The organism is Candidatus Frackibacter sp. WG13 (assembly GCF_900114655.1).
Lineage (GTDB): Bacteria > Bacillota > Halanaerobiia > Halobacteroidales > Acetohalobiaceae > Frackibacter.
Map to the genome: position 1 here is coordinate 13,712 of NZ_FOTT01000019.1, position 17,812 is coordinate 31,523.

At 34.7% G+C, this 17,812-nt stretch carries 16 protein-coding genes; 13 read left to right on the plus strand and 3 right to left on the minus strand.

Annotated elements, in window-relative coordinates:
* Position 1 precedes the first annotated feature (1 nt).
* Both BM077_RS10070 and BM077_RS10075 read right to left on the minus strand, forming a co-directional pair.
* Positions 2–1,666, minus strand: coding sequence for a ribonuclease J (locus BM077_RS10070; protein ID WP_089749948.1), 1,665 nt, complete (start codon positions 1,664–1,666; stop codon positions 2–4).
* A 176-nt stretch (positions 1,667–1,842) separates the two neighbouring features.
* On the minus strand, positions 1,843–2,412 hold the full coding sequence (locus tag BM077_RS10075; protein WP_089749950.1) for a L,D-transpeptidase family protein: 570 nt from the start codon (positions 2,410–2,412) through the stop codon (positions 1,843–1,845).
* 128 nt (positions 2,413–2,540) lie between these two features.
* Here BM077_RS10075 and BM077_RS10080 point away from each other — a divergent pair, with 128 nt between their 5' ends.
* The 5 genes from BM077_RS10080 to purR all read left to right on the plus strand — a co-directional run bounded on the left by BM077_RS10080 (position 2,541) and on the right by purR (position 9,014).
* Complete coding sequence (locus BM077_RS10080) at positions 2,541–3,359, plus strand: cyanophycinase (RefSeq protein ID WP_089749952.1); 819 nt, start codon at positions 2,541–2,543, stop codon at positions 3,357–3,359.
* A 119-nt stretch (positions 3,360–3,478) separates the two neighbouring features.
* Entirely contained in the window at positions 3,479–6,118 is a 2,640-nt protein-coding gene (cphA, locus tag BM077_RS10085) for a cyanophycin synthetase (protein WP_089749954.1), read from the plus strand.
* Between the two features lie 334 nt (positions 6,119–6,452).
* Positions 6,453–7,337 (plus strand): 4-(cytidine 5'-diphospho)-2-C-methyl-D-erythritol kinase, encoded by an 885-nt coding sequence (ispE, locus tag BM077_RS10090; protein ID WP_089749956.1) that lies wholly within the window; start codon positions 6,453–6,455, stop codon positions 7,335–7,337.
* Between the two features lie 16 nt (positions 7,338–7,353).
* On the plus strand, positions 7,354–8,139 hold the full coding sequence (locus BM077_RS10095; protein WP_089749958.1) for an NTP transferase domain-containing protein: 786 nt from the start codon (positions 7,354–7,356) through the stop codon (positions 8,137–8,139).
* Between the two features lie 62 nt (positions 8,140–8,201).
* Positions 8,202–9,014, plus strand: coding sequence for a pur operon repressor (gene purR, locus BM077_RS10100; protein WP_089749961.1), 813 nt, complete (start codon positions 8,202–8,204; stop codon positions 9,012–9,014).
* A gap of 58 nt (positions 9,015–9,072) precedes the next feature.
* Here purR and BM077_RS10105 read toward each other — a convergent pair whose 3' ends face one another.
* Entirely contained in the window at positions 9,073–10,155 is a 1,083-nt protein-coding gene (locus BM077_RS10105; protein WP_089749963.1) for a PRK06851 family protein, read from the minus strand.
* A gap of 185 nt (positions 10,156–10,340) precedes the next feature.
* Here BM077_RS10105 and BM077_RS10110 point away from each other — a divergent pair, with 185 nt between their 5' ends.
* From BM077_RS10110 to BM077_RS10145, 8 genes are all read left to right on the plus strand, one after another.
* Positions 10,341–10,733 (plus strand): MerR family transcriptional regulator, encoded by a 393-nt coding sequence (locus tag BM077_RS10110; RefSeq protein ID WP_089749966.1) that lies wholly within the window; start codon positions 10,341–10,343, stop codon positions 10,731–10,733.
* A 71-nt stretch (positions 10,734–10,804) separates the two neighbouring features.
* Positions 10,805–12,388, plus strand: a complete 1,584-nt coding sequence (locus tag BM077_RS10115; RefSeq protein ID WP_089749968.1) for an N-acyl-D-amino-acid deacylase family protein — start codon at positions 10,805–10,807, stop codon at positions 12,386–12,388.
* A gap of 258 nt (positions 12,389–12,646) precedes the next feature.
* Positions 12,647–13,477 carry a hypothetical protein gene (locus tag BM077_RS10120; protein WP_089749970.1) on the plus strand — a complete coding sequence of 277 codons (831 nt, stop codon included), beginning with the start codon at positions 12,647–12,649 and terminating at the stop codon, positions 13,475–13,477.
* Positions 13,478–13,499: 22 nt separating this feature from the next.
* Entirely contained in the window at positions 13,500–14,852 is a 1,353-nt protein-coding gene (gene glmU, locus BM077_RS10125; RefSeq protein ID WP_089749972.1) for a bifunctional UDP-N-acetylglucosamine diphosphorylase/glucosamine-1-phosphate N-acetyltransferase GlmU, read from the plus strand.
* 82 nt (positions 14,853–14,934) lie between these two features.
* Entirely contained in the window at positions 14,935–15,882 is a 948-nt protein-coding gene (locus tag BM077_RS10130) for a ribose-phosphate diphosphokinase (protein ID WP_089749973.1), read from the plus strand.
* A 73-nt stretch (positions 15,883–15,955) separates the two neighbouring features.
* Positions 15,956–16,603: a 50S ribosomal protein L25 gene (locus BM077_RS10135; protein ID WP_089749975.1), complete on the plus strand. Its 648-nt coding sequence runs from the start codon at positions 15,956–15,958 to the stop codon at positions 16,601–16,603.
* An 82-nt stretch (positions 16,604–16,685) separates the two neighbouring features.
* Positions 16,686–17,243 (plus strand): aminoacyl-tRNA hydrolase, encoded by a 558-nt coding sequence (gene pth, locus BM077_RS10140; RefSeq protein ID WP_089749977.1) that lies wholly within the window; start codon positions 16,686–16,688, stop codon positions 17,241–17,243.
* A 179-nt stretch (positions 17,244–17,422) separates the two neighbouring features.
* Positions 17,423–17,812, plus strand: a complete 390-nt coding sequence (locus tag BM077_RS10145) for a hypothetical protein (protein ID WP_089749979.1) — start codon at positions 17,423–17,425, stop codon at positions 17,810–17,812.

The following is a 17,812-nucleotide window of genomic DNA, read 5'->3' on the forward strand; positions in this document are numbered from 1 at the left end:
ATTAAACCTCCATGATTAATGGTAGAATCATGGGGTTTCTTTTTAGTTCGTGGTATAAAAAATCATTAACAACATATTTGATTTTAGACTTTAGCTTAGACCATTCAGTAACATTAGCTGCTTCAGTCTTTTCTAAAGCTTTCTTAACTCTCTTTTTAATTTTAGCTATTAGTTCTTGTGAAGTCTGGATATGAATAAATCCCCTAGAAATGATGTCAGGACCGGCTACTACTTCGCCGGTCTTGCCATCAATAGTAATCATAATAATAATCATTCCATCATCAGCAAGAGCTTGACGGTCATTGAGGACTACATTACCTATATCACCAACCCCTAAGCCATCTACAAATACCTTTCCTGCTGGTACCTTGTCGGTTATCTTAGCTTCATTAGAATTAATCTCAAGTTTAACACCATTTGGTGTAATAAAGATGTTCTCTTCAGATATTCCTATCTCTTTAGCTACTTCAGCATGATGGTATAAGTGTCTATATTCACCATGAACCGGAATAAAATAGTTAGGCTTAGTAAGAGCTAACATTAATTTTAATTCTTCTTTAGCTGCGTGTCCAGACACATGAACATCAAATTCATTACCATAGATTACTTGAACTCCTTTTTCCAAGAGTTGATTAATGGTATTACTAACTGATAATTCGTTCCCCGGAATAGGAGTAGCAGATATAAAGACAGTATCAGTATTATTAACTTGAATTTGATGGTGATCTCCTCTAGCAACTCTAGTTAAAGCTGCCATGGGTTCTCCTTGACTACCGGTCATCAAGATGACCAATTCTTCCGGTTCTAACTTATTGATACTTCTAATATCTACTAACATATCAGAAGTTAAATCTACATATCCCAACTCTTGGGCAGTCTGTACAGAATTAATCATACTCCTACCAGTAACGGCTATCTTTCTATTAGTCATTTTAGCAGCTGTAATGGCCTGTTGGATGCGATGAATATGAGAAGAGAAGGTAGCAACAATTACTCTACCTTCTGCTTCCGTAAATCTATCTTCTAAGGTCTTGCCTATTGTACTTTCAGAACCAGTATAACCATTTCTTTCGGCATTAGTACTATCTGATAGGAGGGCTAATAGACCTTCTTCTCCTATTTCAGCCAATTTATAAAAATCAGTGGGCTTATTATCAATTGGAGTAAAGTCAATCTTAAAGTCACCAGTATAAAGGATCTTACCGATATCGGTTTCAAGTGAGATTGCTACAGCATCAGGAATACTATGGTTAACATTGATAAATTGTGCTTTAAAGCTACCGAGTTCAACTTTATCTCTTGGCTTAATTATATTTAGTTCAGTATTCTTAAGCAAATTTCTATCTTTAAGTCTATCTTTAACAAAAGAAATTGTTAGTTGAGTACCATAAATAGGTATGTTTATATCTGAAATTAGATAAGGTATGCCACCGATATGGTCTTCATGACCATGGCTTAATAGTAATGCTTTTACTCTTTCTTTATTCTCTTTTAAATAGGTCATATCAGGAATCACTAGGTCAATTCCTAGCATTTCATCAGTAGGGAACATCACACCTGCGTCTAAAATTAGAATATCTTCTTTATACTCAATGACAATTAAGTTATTCCCAACAACTCCTTTACCACCTAGTTGAATAATTCCAATTCTATCTTTTTTTGTCATAGAAAAGCTCCCTTCTTGCTAGTTATCCACACTATCCACAAGTTATCCACATTAATTTATCAAAAACTTATCCACATCAATATCCCTATAAAAGAAGTGTTTTAGTAACTTATCCACAGTATCCACAGAACAATCCACAAATCTGTTAACAACTTTCTGTGAATAATTTAACATTCTTATTTGGGTATTTTTAGCTTTTGTCCCGGATAAATTCGTTCAGGGTCTGAAATTTGATTTAATTCGACTAATTTTTGAACCGAAGTATGATAGTTTTTGGCGATTTTATATAATGAATCGCCATGTTTCACTGTATAAAGAATATATTTAGAATTAGAGTCAACATTTGAGTTAGGTTCTGAGTTATTATTATTCTGTGCATTATTAGGATTAAGCTGTTGATTACTGTTGATAATTTTAATTGGAGTCCCAACGTTAACTTTTTTATAAACCGCTTCTACATCTTTATTGTGCATCCGAACACAGCCGTGAGAAACTGCTTGACCAATTAACCAAGGCTTATTAGTACCATGAATTCCGTGTTTTCTCCAAGTGAATTGAATCCATCTTGTACCTAATCCTCCACCAGGGTTCATACGTTTAAGTAAGACTTCAAAATCACCAGTAGGAGTAGGGGTAGAGCTTTTGCCAACAGCTACTGGATAATGACCAATTACTTTTCCGTCTTCATAAAGTTCTAAGTAATGCTGCTTAGTATTAATCAAAATCTTGTTATTAATATTATTCACCACCCTTCAAAAATTATGTAAAGATTAAAGGAAAGCTTTAGTTATAGTATTATATGGACAAAAATAAAAATTGTTGATAATTTTTAAACTTCTGTTCAAAATATAATTTAAGAGTTAGGAGGGATAGCATGGGTGAAAAAGTACAAGGAAGATTACTAATTATAGGTGGAGCAGAAGATAAAGATGGGGAATGTAAAATTTTAAAAAAGGTGGTTGAATTATTAGAAAAAACAGCTAAAAGCTTAGTCATTCTAACCACAGCTACCCGTTTGCCTAAAGAAGTAGGCACTGAATATAAAAGGCTCTTTACTGAATTAGGCTTAGATAAGGTAGAAGTAATTAATATTGAATCAAGAAAGAAAGCTAATGATAAAAAGATAGAAAGAAAGGTCCAAGATGCTGCAGGGGTCTTCTTTACTGGTGGCGATCAATTGCGTATTACTAGTCTTTTAGGTGGTTCAAAAGTTGCAGGAGCTTTACACCAGATCTATCAACAAGGAAGCTTAATTGTTGGTACGAGTGCTGGTGCTGCGGCTATGAGTGACACAATGATTGTACAGGGAGATAATACAGAAACGCCGAAAAAATGCACTTTAAAGATGGCCCCAGGCATGGGATTATTAGAAGAAGTAATTATAGATCAGCATTTTGCTCAAAGAGGTAGAATTGGGAGATTATTATTAGCGATTGCGCAGAATCCTTATGTATTAGGAGTTGGCATTGACGAAGATACTGCAATTTTAGTTGAATCCACAGGTAGATTTAAGGTGTTAGGTAGTCAAACAGTGACTATTGTAGATGCTAGTGAGATATCACATACCAATGTATCAGAACTGCATTCTAATCAACCGTTAGGGGTATCTGATATCCGGTTACATGTAATTCCTGCTGGCTATCAATATGATCTAGAATCTAAGCAAGTAATTATTCCTGAGGATATTCAATAATTTTTAAGCAAAGTATAGTAATTATATTCAATGGGTAGAATAGTTAAAGTCGACTGAAAAAATAATTAAATTATGGTATTTAAAATGATTTAGTCAAAGAGATGAAGGTGGTTATGGGAATGAAGCTTTTAGAAATTTCTACTTTACCAGGTGCTAATATTTATACCTACCAACCAGTAATTAAAATGAAAATTGATTTAGAAGAATTTAAGGCTAAAGAAAGTAAAGATATAGAAGGCTTTAATTCTAGATTAATCAAATTAATTCCGACCTTACGAGAGCATTATTGTGCTTTAGGTAGACCAGGAGGCTTCATAACTAGACTTAAAGAAGGTACCTATTTTGGTCACATAATAGAGCATACTGCAATTGAATTATTAAATCTCTTAGGACATAAAGTCAACTATGGTTGTACTCGGAGAACTGAAGAACCAGGTATTTATAATATAGTGTACGAGTATGAAAGAGAAACCCCGGCAATTTTAGCAGGAAAAGAGGCTTATAGATTAGTCTTATCTATCATTAATGGTCAGGTGGTGAATATGAAAGAGATTATGGGAAGATTAAAGGAAGAAGACAGAGGTTCTGCATTAGGTCCTAGTACTAAGGCAATAGTTGAAGCAGCTCATAAAAGAAATATACCAACAATTAGATTGGGTGAACGCAATAGCTTAATTCAATTAGGTTATGGTAAGTATCAAAAGAAAATCCAGGCCACTATTAGCCAGCAGACTTCTTGTATAGGAGTTGATACAGCCTGTGACAAATGGCTAGCTAAAAATTTATTGTATGAAATGGGACTTCCAGTAGCTAATGGAGAGATAGTTACTACTAAACAAGAGGCTATAGAAGTAGCTGAAAGGTTTCAAGGTAAGGTGGTGACAAAACCATATAATTCTAATCAGGGTCAAGGTATTAGTCTTAATCTTATTACTTCCAATGAGGTAGAGGAGGGTTTTAAATTAGCTCAAAAGTATAGTGCAGAAGTAATAGTAGAAGAGATGATTCCTGGTAATGATTATCGAATATTAGTAGTTAATGGACAAGCTGTGGCAGTAGCACAAAGAATTCCAGCTCATATTATCGGTGATGGTAAGACAGATATTTTGAATTTAATTAAAGAGGTTAATAATGATCCACTGCGAGGAGAGGGACATAGTTTACCTCTAACTAAGATAAAGGTAGACCAAACAGTCCTTCGCCTTTTAGCTCATCAAAATTATCATTTAGATTCAATTCCTAAGGAGGGAGAGCAGGTCTTTTTACGTGAGACAGGCAACCTCAGTACAGGTGGTACAGCTATTGATAAGACAGATGATATCCATCCTCTTAATAAAGAATTAGCACTTCGAGCAGCTGAAGTAGTCGGTTTAGATATTGCAGGGGTAGATTTAGTTACCTCAGATATTAGTAAACCAGTTTCAGATAATCAAGGTGCTATTATTGAAGTCAATGCAGCGCCAGGGATTAGGATGCACCATTATCCTACTGTTGGTAAAAAACGAGATGTTGCTGGAGCTATTGTTGAGATGTTATTTCCATCAACAGAACCAAGCCGGATTCCTATTATTTCGATTACAGGAACTAATGGAAAGACAACAGTAACTAGGCTAGTTAGCCTAATTTTGCAGCAAAAAGGCTATCAAGTGGGAATGACGACTACTGATGGTATTTATATTAATCAGCAATGTGTCTTATCAGGAGATACCACGGGACCACTAAGTGCTCAGACTGTATTAAGAGATCCTAATGTAGAAGTAGCTGTTTTAGAAACAGCTAGAGGCGGAATTTTAAGGGATGGCTTAGGATATGATGAGAGTGATATTGGAGTAATAACTAATATTTCTCCTGACCATTTAGGTCAGGATGGGATAGAAAGTTTAGAAGATTTAGCTGACATCAAATCTTTAGTGATTGAAAGAATTAATGATGAAGGCAGTGCTATTTTGAATGCAGATGATAAAGAAGTAGTTAAATTGGCTAATAAGAGTAATGCGCAGAATATTATTTATGTCTCACAACAGAATAATAATTTCATTGTCAGGAAGCATATGGCCCAAGGTGGAACTGCAGTTTATATTAAAGAGGATAAGGTAATGATTAATCATCAGCAAGAAGAATTAGAATTGATTGATGTAAATAAGATTCCAGCAACGTATAAGGGAATAGCTAAGCATATGATTGAAAATATATTATTAGCAGCAGCTATCTCTTTTGACTTTGGAGTTGAAACGGAAGCTATTAGAAAGACTTTAAAAGATTTTGGTAAAGATTATAAGCAGAATTTAGGACGACTGAACCTTATAGAAATAGCAGGGAGAAAGGTTATATTAGATTATGGACATAACTTGGCTGGTTACGAAGCAACTTTGGAAGTAGCAAAAGAGTTAAAAACCAAAGGAATAGTCGGTGTAATCGGTGTTCCAGGAGATAGAAAAGATGAATCTATTATAAAACTAGGACACTTAGCTGGAAAAGAGATTGAGAAGATATTTATTAAAGAAGATGAGGATTTGCGAGGAAGAAAAGAAGGAGAAGCAGCCCAGTTACTAGCTACGGGAATAAAGAGGTTTAGTTATAAAAAAGAATTTAAATTTGTCTTATCGGAGTTAGAAGCAGTAAAGGAAGCATTAAAAGTAACAGAACCAGGAGATATACTGGTAATATTCTATGAGAAGAATCCAGAAAAGATACTAAATTTAATAAAGGATGAACTAAAGCCTAAAGAAGAATTAAACGAAGTTGTACTTGTTGAATAACTGAAATTAACGAAGAGTAGTTAGCTTAAAGCAGGAGAAATTGTTAATTTAGAGGAAGTATATTATGGTATAACCACAAAAAGGTCACCTTTCGCGGCAAAATACATTTTTCGAAACATCTAAGGTTCGTATCCGCCAAAAATAAGGCTTCCTAATCTATAGGACGTCCTGTCCTGAGATTAGCTCACCACGTCCTGTGGTTCGGCCATATTTTCGGCTCCTACTCACCAAGATGTTGACCGAAAAATGTATGATTTGCTCAATATGACCTTTTTGTGTTCTAATCATATCATTGATTAATTAATAAAATTTCGAATCTAGGGAGGATAAGTAATTGAATACAACTCTAAAGTTAACTGCTCAGGCAAAGATTAATCTAATTTTAGATGTAATAGGTAAGCGTGCAGATGGTTATCACGAAGTTGAGATGATTATGCAGAGTATAGATTTAGCCGATGAATTATCATTTACTAAGATAGATAAAGGGATTGAAATAGAGGTAGATAATCCTCAAGTACCAACAGGTCCTAAAAACTTAGTCTATAAAGCAGCTAAGCTTCTATTTGACGAATACGGACTTACAGGTGGGATAAAGGTTGGGATAAGTAAGAATATTCCGGTGGCAGCTGGATTAGCAGGAGGGAGCACTAATGCTGCGGCTACTTTGGTAGCAATTAATCGATTATGGAAATTAGAATTAACAAACGACCAATTAATTAGTCTAGGTGCAAAGTTAGGAGCAGATGTGCCCTTTTGCATAGTGGGAGGAACAGTCTTAGCAACCGGAACAGGTACTGATTTAGAACCATTAGAAGTTAATCCAGAACTGAATTTAGTATTAGTAAAACCACCATTTCCTGTTTCTACTGCTGAAATATATCAAAGCTTAGAGCTCGATAAGATAAGTCAGCATCCTAATTTAGATAGGATGTTAACTGTGCTTAAAGAGGGTGATGATTTAGAGATTATTTTAGCCACTAGCAATTTGTTAGCTCAAGTGACTATGGAACGTTATCGAGAACTAAAAGAGTTACAGGAACTATTGGAAAATGCAGGAGCAAAGAAGGTTCTTATGTCGGGTAGTGGCCCTACTATGTTAGGTTTTACTGATGATTTTGATACAGCTAGGCGGATAAAAATTAGACTGAAAAAGCGATTGCCAGAAGAATTTATTATAAGAACGACTAAAACTACTCCTCACGGCATAATCATCAAATAAAAAGGAGAATGTAGAGATGAAGTATAATGCTGTCGTTTTAGCAGGAGGGAAGAACAAAGACTTAATAACCGATGATTTGACCGTAAATTATGAGGCATTAATTCAAGTGATAAAAAGACCGATGATCGCCTATATCTTACAAGCATTGCTTGCTGCTAAAGGAATTAATAAAGTAGTAGTGGTTGGGCCTAAAGAGGAAGAAAAAATGTTATTGGCAAATGGAGCAGACCTAGTAGTGGGGAGTAAAGAGAGTATAGTTGATAATATAGAATTAGGTTTAGATATGATTAAGAGAAAATTTGAGGAGAGTCAATATACATTAGTGATTAGCTCAGATATTCCATTAATTACTGCTAATGCCATTAATGCTTTTATTAATGACTGTGAGAAGTTTAAAGGAAGGTTTGGTGTCTATTATCCAATCATTCGTAAAGAAAAAAATTTAGCCGCTTATCCGCACTCAGCAAGGACTTATGTAAAACTAAAAGAAGGAACGTATACTGGTGGAAACTTAGGGTTGATAAGGTCAGAAATAATCAATAAATCAGCAGATTTAATGGAACGCATAATGGCTAATCGTAAGCATCCTTTAAAGATGAGTAGAGTATTAGGTTTTAAGTTTGTAATTAAGCTTCTGTGCGGCAGATTATCATTAGTGGAATTAGAGAAAAGAGTTTCTAACTTAATTAATGACCGTTGTAAAGCGGTCATTACTGATTATCCAGAATTAGGTTTTGATGTTGACAAGCAAGAGGATTTAGAGATAATTCAAAATCTATGCAGGACTTTACCTAATACTTAAAGAAACATGAACAAAACGATAAACTGAATAGTTATTGTTCGGAAGGAGTGCCAGAAATAACGATGAAGATGCGGAGAAGCGAAAGAATTGTAGCAATTACTAAAATTTTAATCGATAAACCATATAGGCTATTCTCTTTAAGCCACTTTACAGAGAAGTTTTCAGTTGCTAAATCAACTGTAAGTGAAGATTTAGCTATTATTAAGAGGGTATTAGCAGCAGAAGAGATGGGTAAGATTGAGACATTATCAGGTGCTGCCGGTGGTGTTAGGTTCATTCCCAATAAAGCGAGCCAAGATATTAAAGAGACAGTCAATCTTTTATGTGAAGAGTTATCTGATGCCAAACGAATTCTGCCGGGTGGATTTCTATACATGACAGACCTTATCTTTTCCCCGGAATTAATTATGGAAGTAGGTAAAATCTTTGCTACGAAATTTGCAGATTTAGAAGTGGATTACATAATTACTATAGAGACTAAAGGGATTCCTATAGCATTAGCTACTGCGAGGGCTATGAATCTACCGGTAGTTAGTGTACGAAAGGATACTCGGGTAACAGAAGGTTCAGTAGTAAGTATCAATTATGTTACTGGGTCATCTAAAAAGATAGAGACTATGTCTTTATCTCGTAGAGCTTTACCGATTAATTCTAAAGTAGTTATTATTGATGATTTCATGAAAGCTGGAGGGACAGCTAAAGGCATGTTGGATTTAATGCAAGAGTTTCAAGCTGAAGTCTTAGATATTGGCGTATTAATGGAAACTGCTGAACCATCAGAGAAGTTAGTTTCCGATTATACCTCTTTAATAACTTTAGAAAAAGTAGATGAAGTGAAAGAGGAAGTTATAGTTAAACCAAGTTCTTGGGTGTGAAAGATTAATACGCCCTTAGAACTCCAGGGACGTATTAATCTTTAAGACTATGAAGGAATTATAAGATTTCAGCAACTATAGATTTACGTCGTTCATCAATAGCTTCAAAGTCCATAGCTTCTATGTAATATTCTTCTAAATCATCATGTAGGCTTTTAGCATTAGCAATTTTAGTGATTGCTTTAGAAATTAATTTATTATATCTCTCTTTAGCATTTAAAATTTCATCATTAAATTGGTCAACCTTTTCTTGGTCAACGCAGTCTAGCATATTAATGACTTGGTCACCTTCTCTAGTTGGTTCTATCTGATGAGGAGCGGTGCCATCAATTAAAGCGACATCAAGTTTAGGAATTATGATTGTATCTACACTTTCTGGGTCAAAAGAACAGTGAAAGAACTGTACATCATACCCTCTCTCTAAAGCAGCTTCAGCTACCTTTTGGGTTAAGGTTGCCTTGCCAGTACCCGGTCTACCTTTAATAATATAGCGATTCCTTATATTAGAGGTAATACTACTAAGATAATCTACAGGACCCTGTGGAGTTAAGGCACTAGCAAATAGACGGCGAGTTTGGCCAGCCTCTTCACTGATAGGTTGGGTATTAAAGAGTTTATCAATTACTTCGGTTGTCTTTTGATTAGCTTTTTGAAAGTCCATAGCTTTTATGTAGTAATCCTCCCATTCATCGTGAACTAACTTAGCCGTTGCTAAGTAGTCATAGGCTCTTTGAAATAGACCCCATATTTGGTCGTTTAAATCTTTAATCTCTTTTGTATACTCCTTTAAAAGCTCACGGTCCCAATATCGGCCTAAATTGATGATTTCATCAACTGCACCTGGATATTCAGGGTCTACCATATGAGGTGCAGTACCATCTAAGAATGCTACTTTAAGTTCTTTAATAACTAGACCGTCTAATGAGTTATTATCAGATGAACACCAGTGATATTCGATATTGAAGCCTTTCTCTATCATAGTTTCACCGATCTTTTTCATAAAAGTAGATTTACCAGTACCAGGACCTCCTTTAATAATGAAGATTCGATCAACATTATATGGTAAATATTCATAAAAAGAATAGAAGCCTTGAGCAGTATTGCCACCAGGAAATAGGTTAATAACTTGACCTTCTTTCATAATTATTTCCCCCTTATAACTTTAACTTGATTTAACAGTAATATAATATGCAAATAGATTTAAAGTGTGCGAAAATTATTATTAAGCAATTGACATGATGACTACTTTTTGTTAATATGTATGTACTATGGGGAGTATATCGTTAGAAGCGAGTGTATCCTAGAAACTGAAGGAGTTGAAAGTAGATGGCAGAAATAGATCCTAATACTCCAGTATATTCAATTGGAGTAGTCAAGGAAATGACTGGGTTGACTAGAAGACAGATTCGTTACTATGAAGATTCGGAGTTAATTAAACCAGCTAGAACTAAAGGGAATCAAAGGATCTATTCACAGAATGATATAGAAAAGTTAAATAAGATTAAAAAGTTGCTGGATAATGGTTTGAATATTGCTGGTATTCAGGAACAGTTAGGAACAGTTAAAGAAGAAAAAAATAAAGAAGAAGAGAAGATAGATGATGAATCTTTAAATGAAATTAGAGTAAGTAAAGAGAAGTTAACTTCTTTATATCCAGTCTCTAATCGCGCTAGTTTAGTAAAGCTATTAAGTGAAGACTTAGAACCAAAAGATAAATGATTAGTAAAGACTTCTTATCAATTGATAAGAAGTCTTTTTTTATGGACAACTACTTTAGAAAGGAGTCTTAGATGAAATTAGACTTAAAATTAAAAGGTGGTTTAGTAGTAGATGGTAGTGGTCAGGATAAATTTGCTGCTGATATCGGAATTAAGGATGGGATTATTGTTACTATAGGAAACTTGAGTAAAGATGCAGCAGTAGAGGAGTATGATATTAATGGATTTGTTGTAGCACCAGGTTTTATAGATATCCATTCCCATTCTGACTTTTCGTTGCTAGCCAATCCTTTAGCTAGTGGCAAGGTGTACCAAGGGGTAACTACTGAAGTTGTTGGTAATTGTGGTTCATCAGCTGCTCCTGTAACTGAAGAATCGAAAGGCTCAGTTATCCGTAACTTACAGGAATATAAATTGAATCTAAATTGGAATGACTTTACTGGTTATTTTAAAGAAATAAATAGAAAAGGGTGTGCTCTAAATATAGCTTCTTTAGTAGGTCATGGGCTCTTACGCAAATCAGTTATGGGTGATAAGACAGGTGAACCTACTAATACGGAATTAAAGAAGATGCAGAAGTTATTGGCGCAAGCCATGGAAGGAGGGGCTTGGGGATTATCTACAGGTTTAATATATCCTCCATCTTCTTATGCAAAGACTGATGAATTAATTAAATTATCTAAAGTAGTAGCTGAATATAACGGAATCTATGCTAGTCATATTCGTAATGAAGGTGATAAATTAATCACAGCTGTTGAAGAAACAATTGAGATTGGTAAGCAAGCAGAAGTAGTTGTTCAGATCTCACATCACAAAACTACCGGCAGGAAGAATTGGGGGAAAGTAAAGAGAACATTAGAATTAATAGCTAATGCTAATCAAAAGGGGTTAAATATTAACTGTGATGTTTATCCTTATTTAGCTACATCTACTGGTTTAGCAGCTCTTCTGCCACCTGAAGTAAACAAAGGTGGACGTCGAAAAGTACTAAAAATGCTGCAGGAAGAAGAAACTATAATTAAAATCAGAAAATACTGGCAAAGAGAGAGAAGAGAGAAGGAGTCATGGGATAAGATATTAATAGCTGAAGTAAGCCAATCTGATAATCAACAATTAATAGGTAAAAGTATACAGCAAATAGCAGAGGAAGAAAGCAGCCCTCCAGAGGATATAGCTATTAATCTATTAATTGCCGAAGAATTGTCAGTAAGCATGGTTAAATTTTCAATGTTAGAGGCAGACTTAGAAGAAGTAATAACTTCTAATTTTAGTATGATCGGTTCTGATGCTTTAACTCGGGTTAAAGATGGGATCTTGGATAAAGGGAAACCACATCCTCGTGCTTATGGAACATTTCCGAAAGTTATCAAAGAATTTGTGGTTGATAAGGAATTGCTTACTCTAGAAGCAGCAATCAAAAAAATGACTTCTATGCCAGCACAAAAGTTAGGTTTAAGTGATAGAGGAAAGATAGCCCCTAACTTAATAGCTGATTTAGTTGTTTTTGAATTAAATCAAATCAAGGACCGTTCTACTTACAGCAATCCACATCAGTATGCTCAAGGAATAAAACACTTATTAGTTAATGGTCAATTTGTTATCAAAGATTATCAGCAGAATAATAATTTGCCGGGAAAAGTTTTGTGTCCTGTCTAATACTTTTTCCTTAAATTACATACAATAAGCTTGACATAGAATTATTTCCTTGTTATAATGTTTTCTGTTATTAGCAATTGTTATATCATTAGAGTGAGCATATTTATATCATTCTGACCATTTAGACTAAAAAATGGAGCAATTGCTCCATTTTTTGTTTTAATTATGGATATAATATATTATAATATAGATTGTAAGAAGAAGATTTGGCTTTAATTTGCTTCTGATAACTAGAGGCAACCAGGAAGGTGCTAATAGATGGGTTACTTAAACCAGGATGACCTTTATAAGCATAAGCTAGCTGTTATTTTAGGGCGAGGCAAGAGGCTGAGAAAGATGTTAAAGTCTTTTCCTTCTGAAGCTCAATTTAAAGCGGCTTCATTAAGAAGAATTGGAGAGATAATCGGGATTAAAGATTTAGAATCTAAGACTATGCTCCAGTTAGAAAGGTTAGATAAGACTTATAATGAACTAACTACTCCTCAGCATTCAGCTAGATTGAGTAAGTGTCCTAAAGCAAAGAAGATTATGTGTATAGATACTGAATATTTATGGGGTGATCTAGATTCAATCCAATATGCTATTAAAGGTTATAATGAGTGGCTAGAGACTGGTATTATCTTTACTAATCAGAGTCTAGCTGATTCTGTATCAATAGAAGATGGAATAGATTTATTAAGAGAAATAATTGATGAGTTTGAACCGGATATATTAGTAGGTCATAATTTTAATTGTGATATTACAACTTTAGAAGAAGCTTATGGTAGAGAGATTCCCGAATTACATAATTATGATGATACTTTATTTATGGTTCGTAAGAGTAATGTAGCAAATATTATTGGAGGAGCCAGTTTAGATAAGATAGTTAAAGAGATATTTAGAGGTTCTAGTATTGGGTTATTTGCTGCTTATCAAGATTTAAAATTATTTATTAAGTATGGATTGAAGGATGCATTATATCCTATTTATATTAGAGAATACTTAATAACGGGAGAGATTCCGTTTGTTGATCCAGAAGTGAAGATAGATAGAATATTAAAAGAGAGTAATTGGGAAGAGGTAGATTTTGACTCTATCTTATTTGATTAATTTTAGAGGGGGCTTGAGGAGAATGAGTAGACTGGCCACTATTATTTTAGCCGCTGGTAAAGGGACACGGATGAAGTCTGAGCTGCCCAAAGTATTACATGAAGTTTGTGGGAAATCGATGGTAGAGCATATTATCTCAGCTGCTAGCGTTTTAGAACCATTAAAGAATATAGCTGTTATTGGATATAAAGGTGAGTTAGTTGAGCAAAAGTTGGAAGACTTAAATGTTAATTTTGCTTATCAAGACCAACAGTTAGGTACCGGTCATGCAGTAATGCAGGCTGAAGAATTATTAAATGAGTTTGTAGGGTCTGTCTTAGTGTTATGTGGGGATACTCCTTTATTAACCATTAATACTTTACAAGAACTTGTAGATAAACAGCAGAATACAGAAGCAGCTGTTTCTATTTTGACGACTGAAGTTAATGACCCCGCTGGATATGGCAGAATTGTTAGAGGGGAAAGAGGAAATGTAGCTAAAATTGTAGAAGATAAAGATGCTACTTTAGAAGAAAAACAGATTACTGAGGTAAATACAGGAACTTATTGTTTTGACAGTCAGCTTCTATTTGCTGCTTTAGATGAAATTGATGCTGATAATGCGCAAGGAGAGTATTATTTAACTGATGTAATTGAAGTGCTTAAGAATCAAGGTGAGCAGGTTACTGCAGTAGTCACTGATGACCAAGCAGAGACTTTAGGTGTCAATACTAGAGTACATTTAGCAAAAGCAGAGAAGATTTTAAGGAAAAGAATCTCAAATTATCATTTAGAATCAGGGGTAACTATTATGGACCCTGAGAATACTTACATTGATGAAGGGGTAGAGATTGGTGAAGACACAGTTATTTACCCTTTTACAATTATTGAAGGAGATACTAAGATTGGTGTTCGGTCGATTATTGGGTCACAGAGTAGAATTGTAGATTCCGAGATAGGCTCTCAGGTTGAAGTTCAGAATTCAGTTATTTTAGAGGCTAAAGTAGGCGATAAGACGAAAGTGGGGCCTTTTGCTTACCTAAGACCAGGAACCGAATTAGGTCAAGAAGTTAAGGTTGGTGATTTTGTAGAGATTAAGAAAGCTAAAATTGGTAACCAAAGTAAAGTTCCACATTTGAGTTATATTGGTGATGCTGTCATTGGAGAACAGGTTAATATAGGTGCTGGAACTATTACTGCAAACTATGATGGGAAAGAAAAACACCAAACTAAGATTCAAGATGGTGCATTCATAGGAAGTGACTCAACATTAGTAGCTCCAATTAAGATTGGGCAAGATTCGATTACAGGTGCTGGTTCAGTTGTAACTAAGGATGTAGATGATGAGGAATTAGTATTGGGAGTGCCGGCTAAAGCAAACAAAAAAGATGATTAAATATAAGTAGTATTAAATCTTTTAGTCATTATTTATTATAACTATAATTTAGAGGAAAACCAGACAGGAGGGGCCAACTTAAATGGGAATGAATAAAGAAAGGCTAAAGGTATTTACAGGAAATTCTAATCCTGAATTGGCCGAAGAAATTTGTGATTATTTAGGGACATCATTAGTCCATTCTAAGGTTTCAAGGTTTAGTGATGGGGAGATAGGCGTAAGTATTGAAGAAAGTATTCGTGGTTCAGACGTATTTGTTGTTCAGCCGACTAGTGCACCAGTTAATGAGAATATTATGGAACTATTAATTATGGTGGATGCTTTAAAGAGGGCGTCGGCTAGAAGTATAACGGCTGTAGTACCTTACTTTGGGTATGCTCGTCAAGATAGAAAAGCAAAGCCGAGAGATCCGATTTCTGCTAAGCTAATTTCAAACTTATTAGCTTCCGCTGGAGCTGATAGATTGGTCTGTCTTGATCTTCATGCAGCACAGATTCAAGGATTCTTTGATATTCCTGTGGATCATCTATTAGGGGCACCCATTTTAGCAGAGTACTTCTTAAATAAAGATCTTGAAGATACTATTGTTGTTGCTCCAGATGTAGGAGCGGTAAAGAGAGCTCGGGATTTTGCGGAAAGACTTAATACTTCAATTGCAATTATTGATAAGAGAAGACCAAAGCCTAATGTTTCAGAGGTTATGAATATTATTGGGAATGTAAAAGGCAAGAATGTAATTCTATTAGATGATATGATCGATACTGCTGGAACAATCACAGAAGCAGGGAGAGTACTGCAAGAAAAAGGTGCTGAAGAAGTCTATGCCTGCTGTACTCACCCAGTCTTTTCTGGACCTGCAATTGAAAGATTAGAAAACTCAACGCTAAAAGAGGTGGTAGTAACTAACACTATTGCGTTGTCTGATGAAAAACAGTTGGACAAGGTTAAGATTTTATCAATTGCACCGCTATTAGGAGAAGCATTAGATAGAATCTTTAAAGATCTGTCAGTTAGTGTTTTATTCGACTAAGATTTTGATTTTTAATTAAAAAAGTGTTAAAATATTGATTATGAGAAGAATTTAGTAAAGGAGAGGGTATGTAATGGAACGTTTAGAGCTTGGTGCAGAGGTGAGAACTGAAACTGGATCAGGGGTAGCTCGCAGATTAAGAGATGCAGGGTTAGTTCCTGGTGTTGTATATGGTCGTAAAGAAGAAGTAGTTAATCTAAAATTAGATTCTGGAGATTTAAAGGAAGTAATAAATGGTAACGCAATAATTGACTTAGATGTAGATGATGAAGTCAAAACAGTAATGGTTAAAGAGGTTCAAAAGGATGCTATTACTGGACAGCTATTACATGTAGACTTCCATCAGATTGCTCTTGATGAAGCGATCTCTATTGAAGTACCTGTTACTTTAGAAGGAGTTGCTGCTGGACAGCGTGAAGGTGGAGTAGTACAGCAAGCACTTAGAGAGATTGAAGTTGAATGTTTACCAACTAATATTCCAGAAGACGTTAAAGTTGATATTAGTGAACTTGAAGTAGGTGAATCTTTACATGTTGCAGAATTAGAAACTGAAGAAGATGTAGAGATTGTAACTTCTGGTGACGAAGTAGTAGTAACAGTGGTTGTTCCTACAGAACTTGAAGTTGAACCAGATGAAGTCGAAGAAGAAGAGATTGAAGAACCAGAAGTTATCGGTGAAGAGCCAGACGAAGAAGAGGAAATCGAAGAGGAAGAAGAATAAAGAAATTTATAGATTTATTAACGGAGGCGTAATCATTAATTTGATTACGTCTTTTCTTAATTTTAAAAGGAGGAGATTGGTTTTGAAATTAATTATTGGCTTAGGTAATCCAGGCTTTAAATATACTAAGACAAGACATAATGTTGGTTTTAGAGTAATAGATGAATTAGCTAAAAGACATCATGTAAAAGTTAATAAGAAAGAGAAAGAGGCATTAACCGGTAGTTTTCGATATCAAGGTGAAAAAGTAATCTTAGTTAAGCCGCAGACTTATATGAATAATAGTGGAGAAGCAGTTGGGAAATTAGCTAGGTGGTATGATATTGAACCAGTAGACATAATCATTATTTATGATGATTTAGATTTAGAAGTAGGAAGGTTACGAATTAAAAATGGTGGTGGACATGGTGGACATAATGGAATGAGATCCATCATCAATCATTTAAGTAGCAAGCAGATTGCTCGTATCAAAATTGGTATTGGAAGGCCACCAGAATATATGACGGTTAGTGACTATGTTTTAGGTAAATTTGATAAAGATAATCGAAAACAAGTTCAGCAGATAATACTAACAGCAGCCAAAGCAGTCGAAGTAGCATTAGAAGAAGATTTGGAGACTGCTATGAATGAATATAATTAAGTAAATTTTATAATTAAATTCGCACATAATTAATTGATGTAAGTTATCGCGGAATTTTTGGCGTTAGCATTAATTATGGAAGAACCTTAATTAAAATCGTTACATATTTCTTTGGCTAATAGCTAATACTTATAATTGAGGTATTATCAATAGATATTAGTTAAGGCTGGAGTGGGAGTATGAATATTATTTTAGCGGGATTAATTGCTGCTTTAAGTGCGATGGTGCTTAATAGATATTTAGTAGAGGAAACTGGAAATGAAGTAATTATCTATTTAGTTCCGTTTATAGAGGAGACTCTTAAAAGCTTTTCAGCTTATTTTTTACGAGCAAATCTCTTCTTAGTTCATTTATTCTTTGGAATCATTGAAGCTATTTATGATATCTATTCTGCGGAAGATCATGGCTTATTTGCTGGTCTGTCAAGCATCTTAGACCATGCAATCTTTGGCTATCTAACTTGGTCAGTTTATCTTCAGACTAATGGGATTCTAATCGGTGTCTTAGTTGCTACAGTCTTTCATACTTTGTGGAATTATATGATTCTAACCAGGATAGGGAGGAATTAA

Coding starts and splice junctions, on each gene's coding strand:
- BM077_RS10145 (WP_089749979.1), top strand. CDS start 17,423: ATGAATATTATTTTAGCGGGATTAATTGCTGCTTTAAGTGCGATGGTG.
- BM077_RS10080 (WP_089749952.1), top strand. CDS start 2,541: ATGGGTGAAAAAGTACAAGGAAGATTACTAATTATAGGTGGAGCAGAA.
- BM077_RS10110 (WP_089749966.1), top strand. CDS start 10,341: ATGGCAGAAATAGATCCTAATACTCCAGTATATTCAATTGGAGTAGTC.
- cphA (WP_089749954.1), top strand. CDS start 3,479: ATGAAGCTTTTAGAAATTTCTACTTTACCAGGTGCTAATATTTATACC.
- BM077_RS10095 (WP_089749958.1), top strand. CDS start 7,354: ATGAAGTATAATGCTGTCGTTTTAGCAGGAGGGAAGAACAAAGACTTA.
- BM077_RS10105 (WP_089749963.1), bottom strand. CDS start 10,155: ATGAAAGAAGGTCAAGTTATTAACCTATTTCCTGGTGGCAATACTGCT.
- BM077_RS10070 (WP_089749948.1), bottom strand. CDS start 1,666: ATGACAAAAAAAGATAGAATTGGAATTATTCAACTAGGTGGTAAAGGA.
- BM077_RS10115 (WP_089749968.1), top strand. CDS start 10,805: ATGAAATTAGACTTAAAATTAAAAGGTGGTTTAGTAGTAGATGGTAGT.
- purR (WP_089749961.1), top strand. CDS start 8,202: ATGAAGATGCGGAGAAGCGAAAGAATTGTAGCAATTACTAAAATTTTA.
- BM077_RS10120 (WP_089749970.1), top strand. CDS start 12,647: ATGGGTTACTTAAACCAGGATGACCTTTATAAGCATAAGCTAGCTGTT.
- BM077_RS10135 (WP_089749975.1), top strand. CDS start 15,956: ATGGAACGTTTAGAGCTTGGTGCAGAGGTGAGAACTGAAACTGGATCA.
- glmU (WP_089749972.1), top strand. CDS start 13,500: ATGAGTAGACTGGCCACTATTATTTTAGCCGCTGGTAAAGGGACACGG.
- BM077_RS10130 (WP_089749973.1), top strand. CDS start 14,935: ATGGGAATGAATAAAGAAAGGCTAAAGGTATTTACAGGAAATTCTAAT.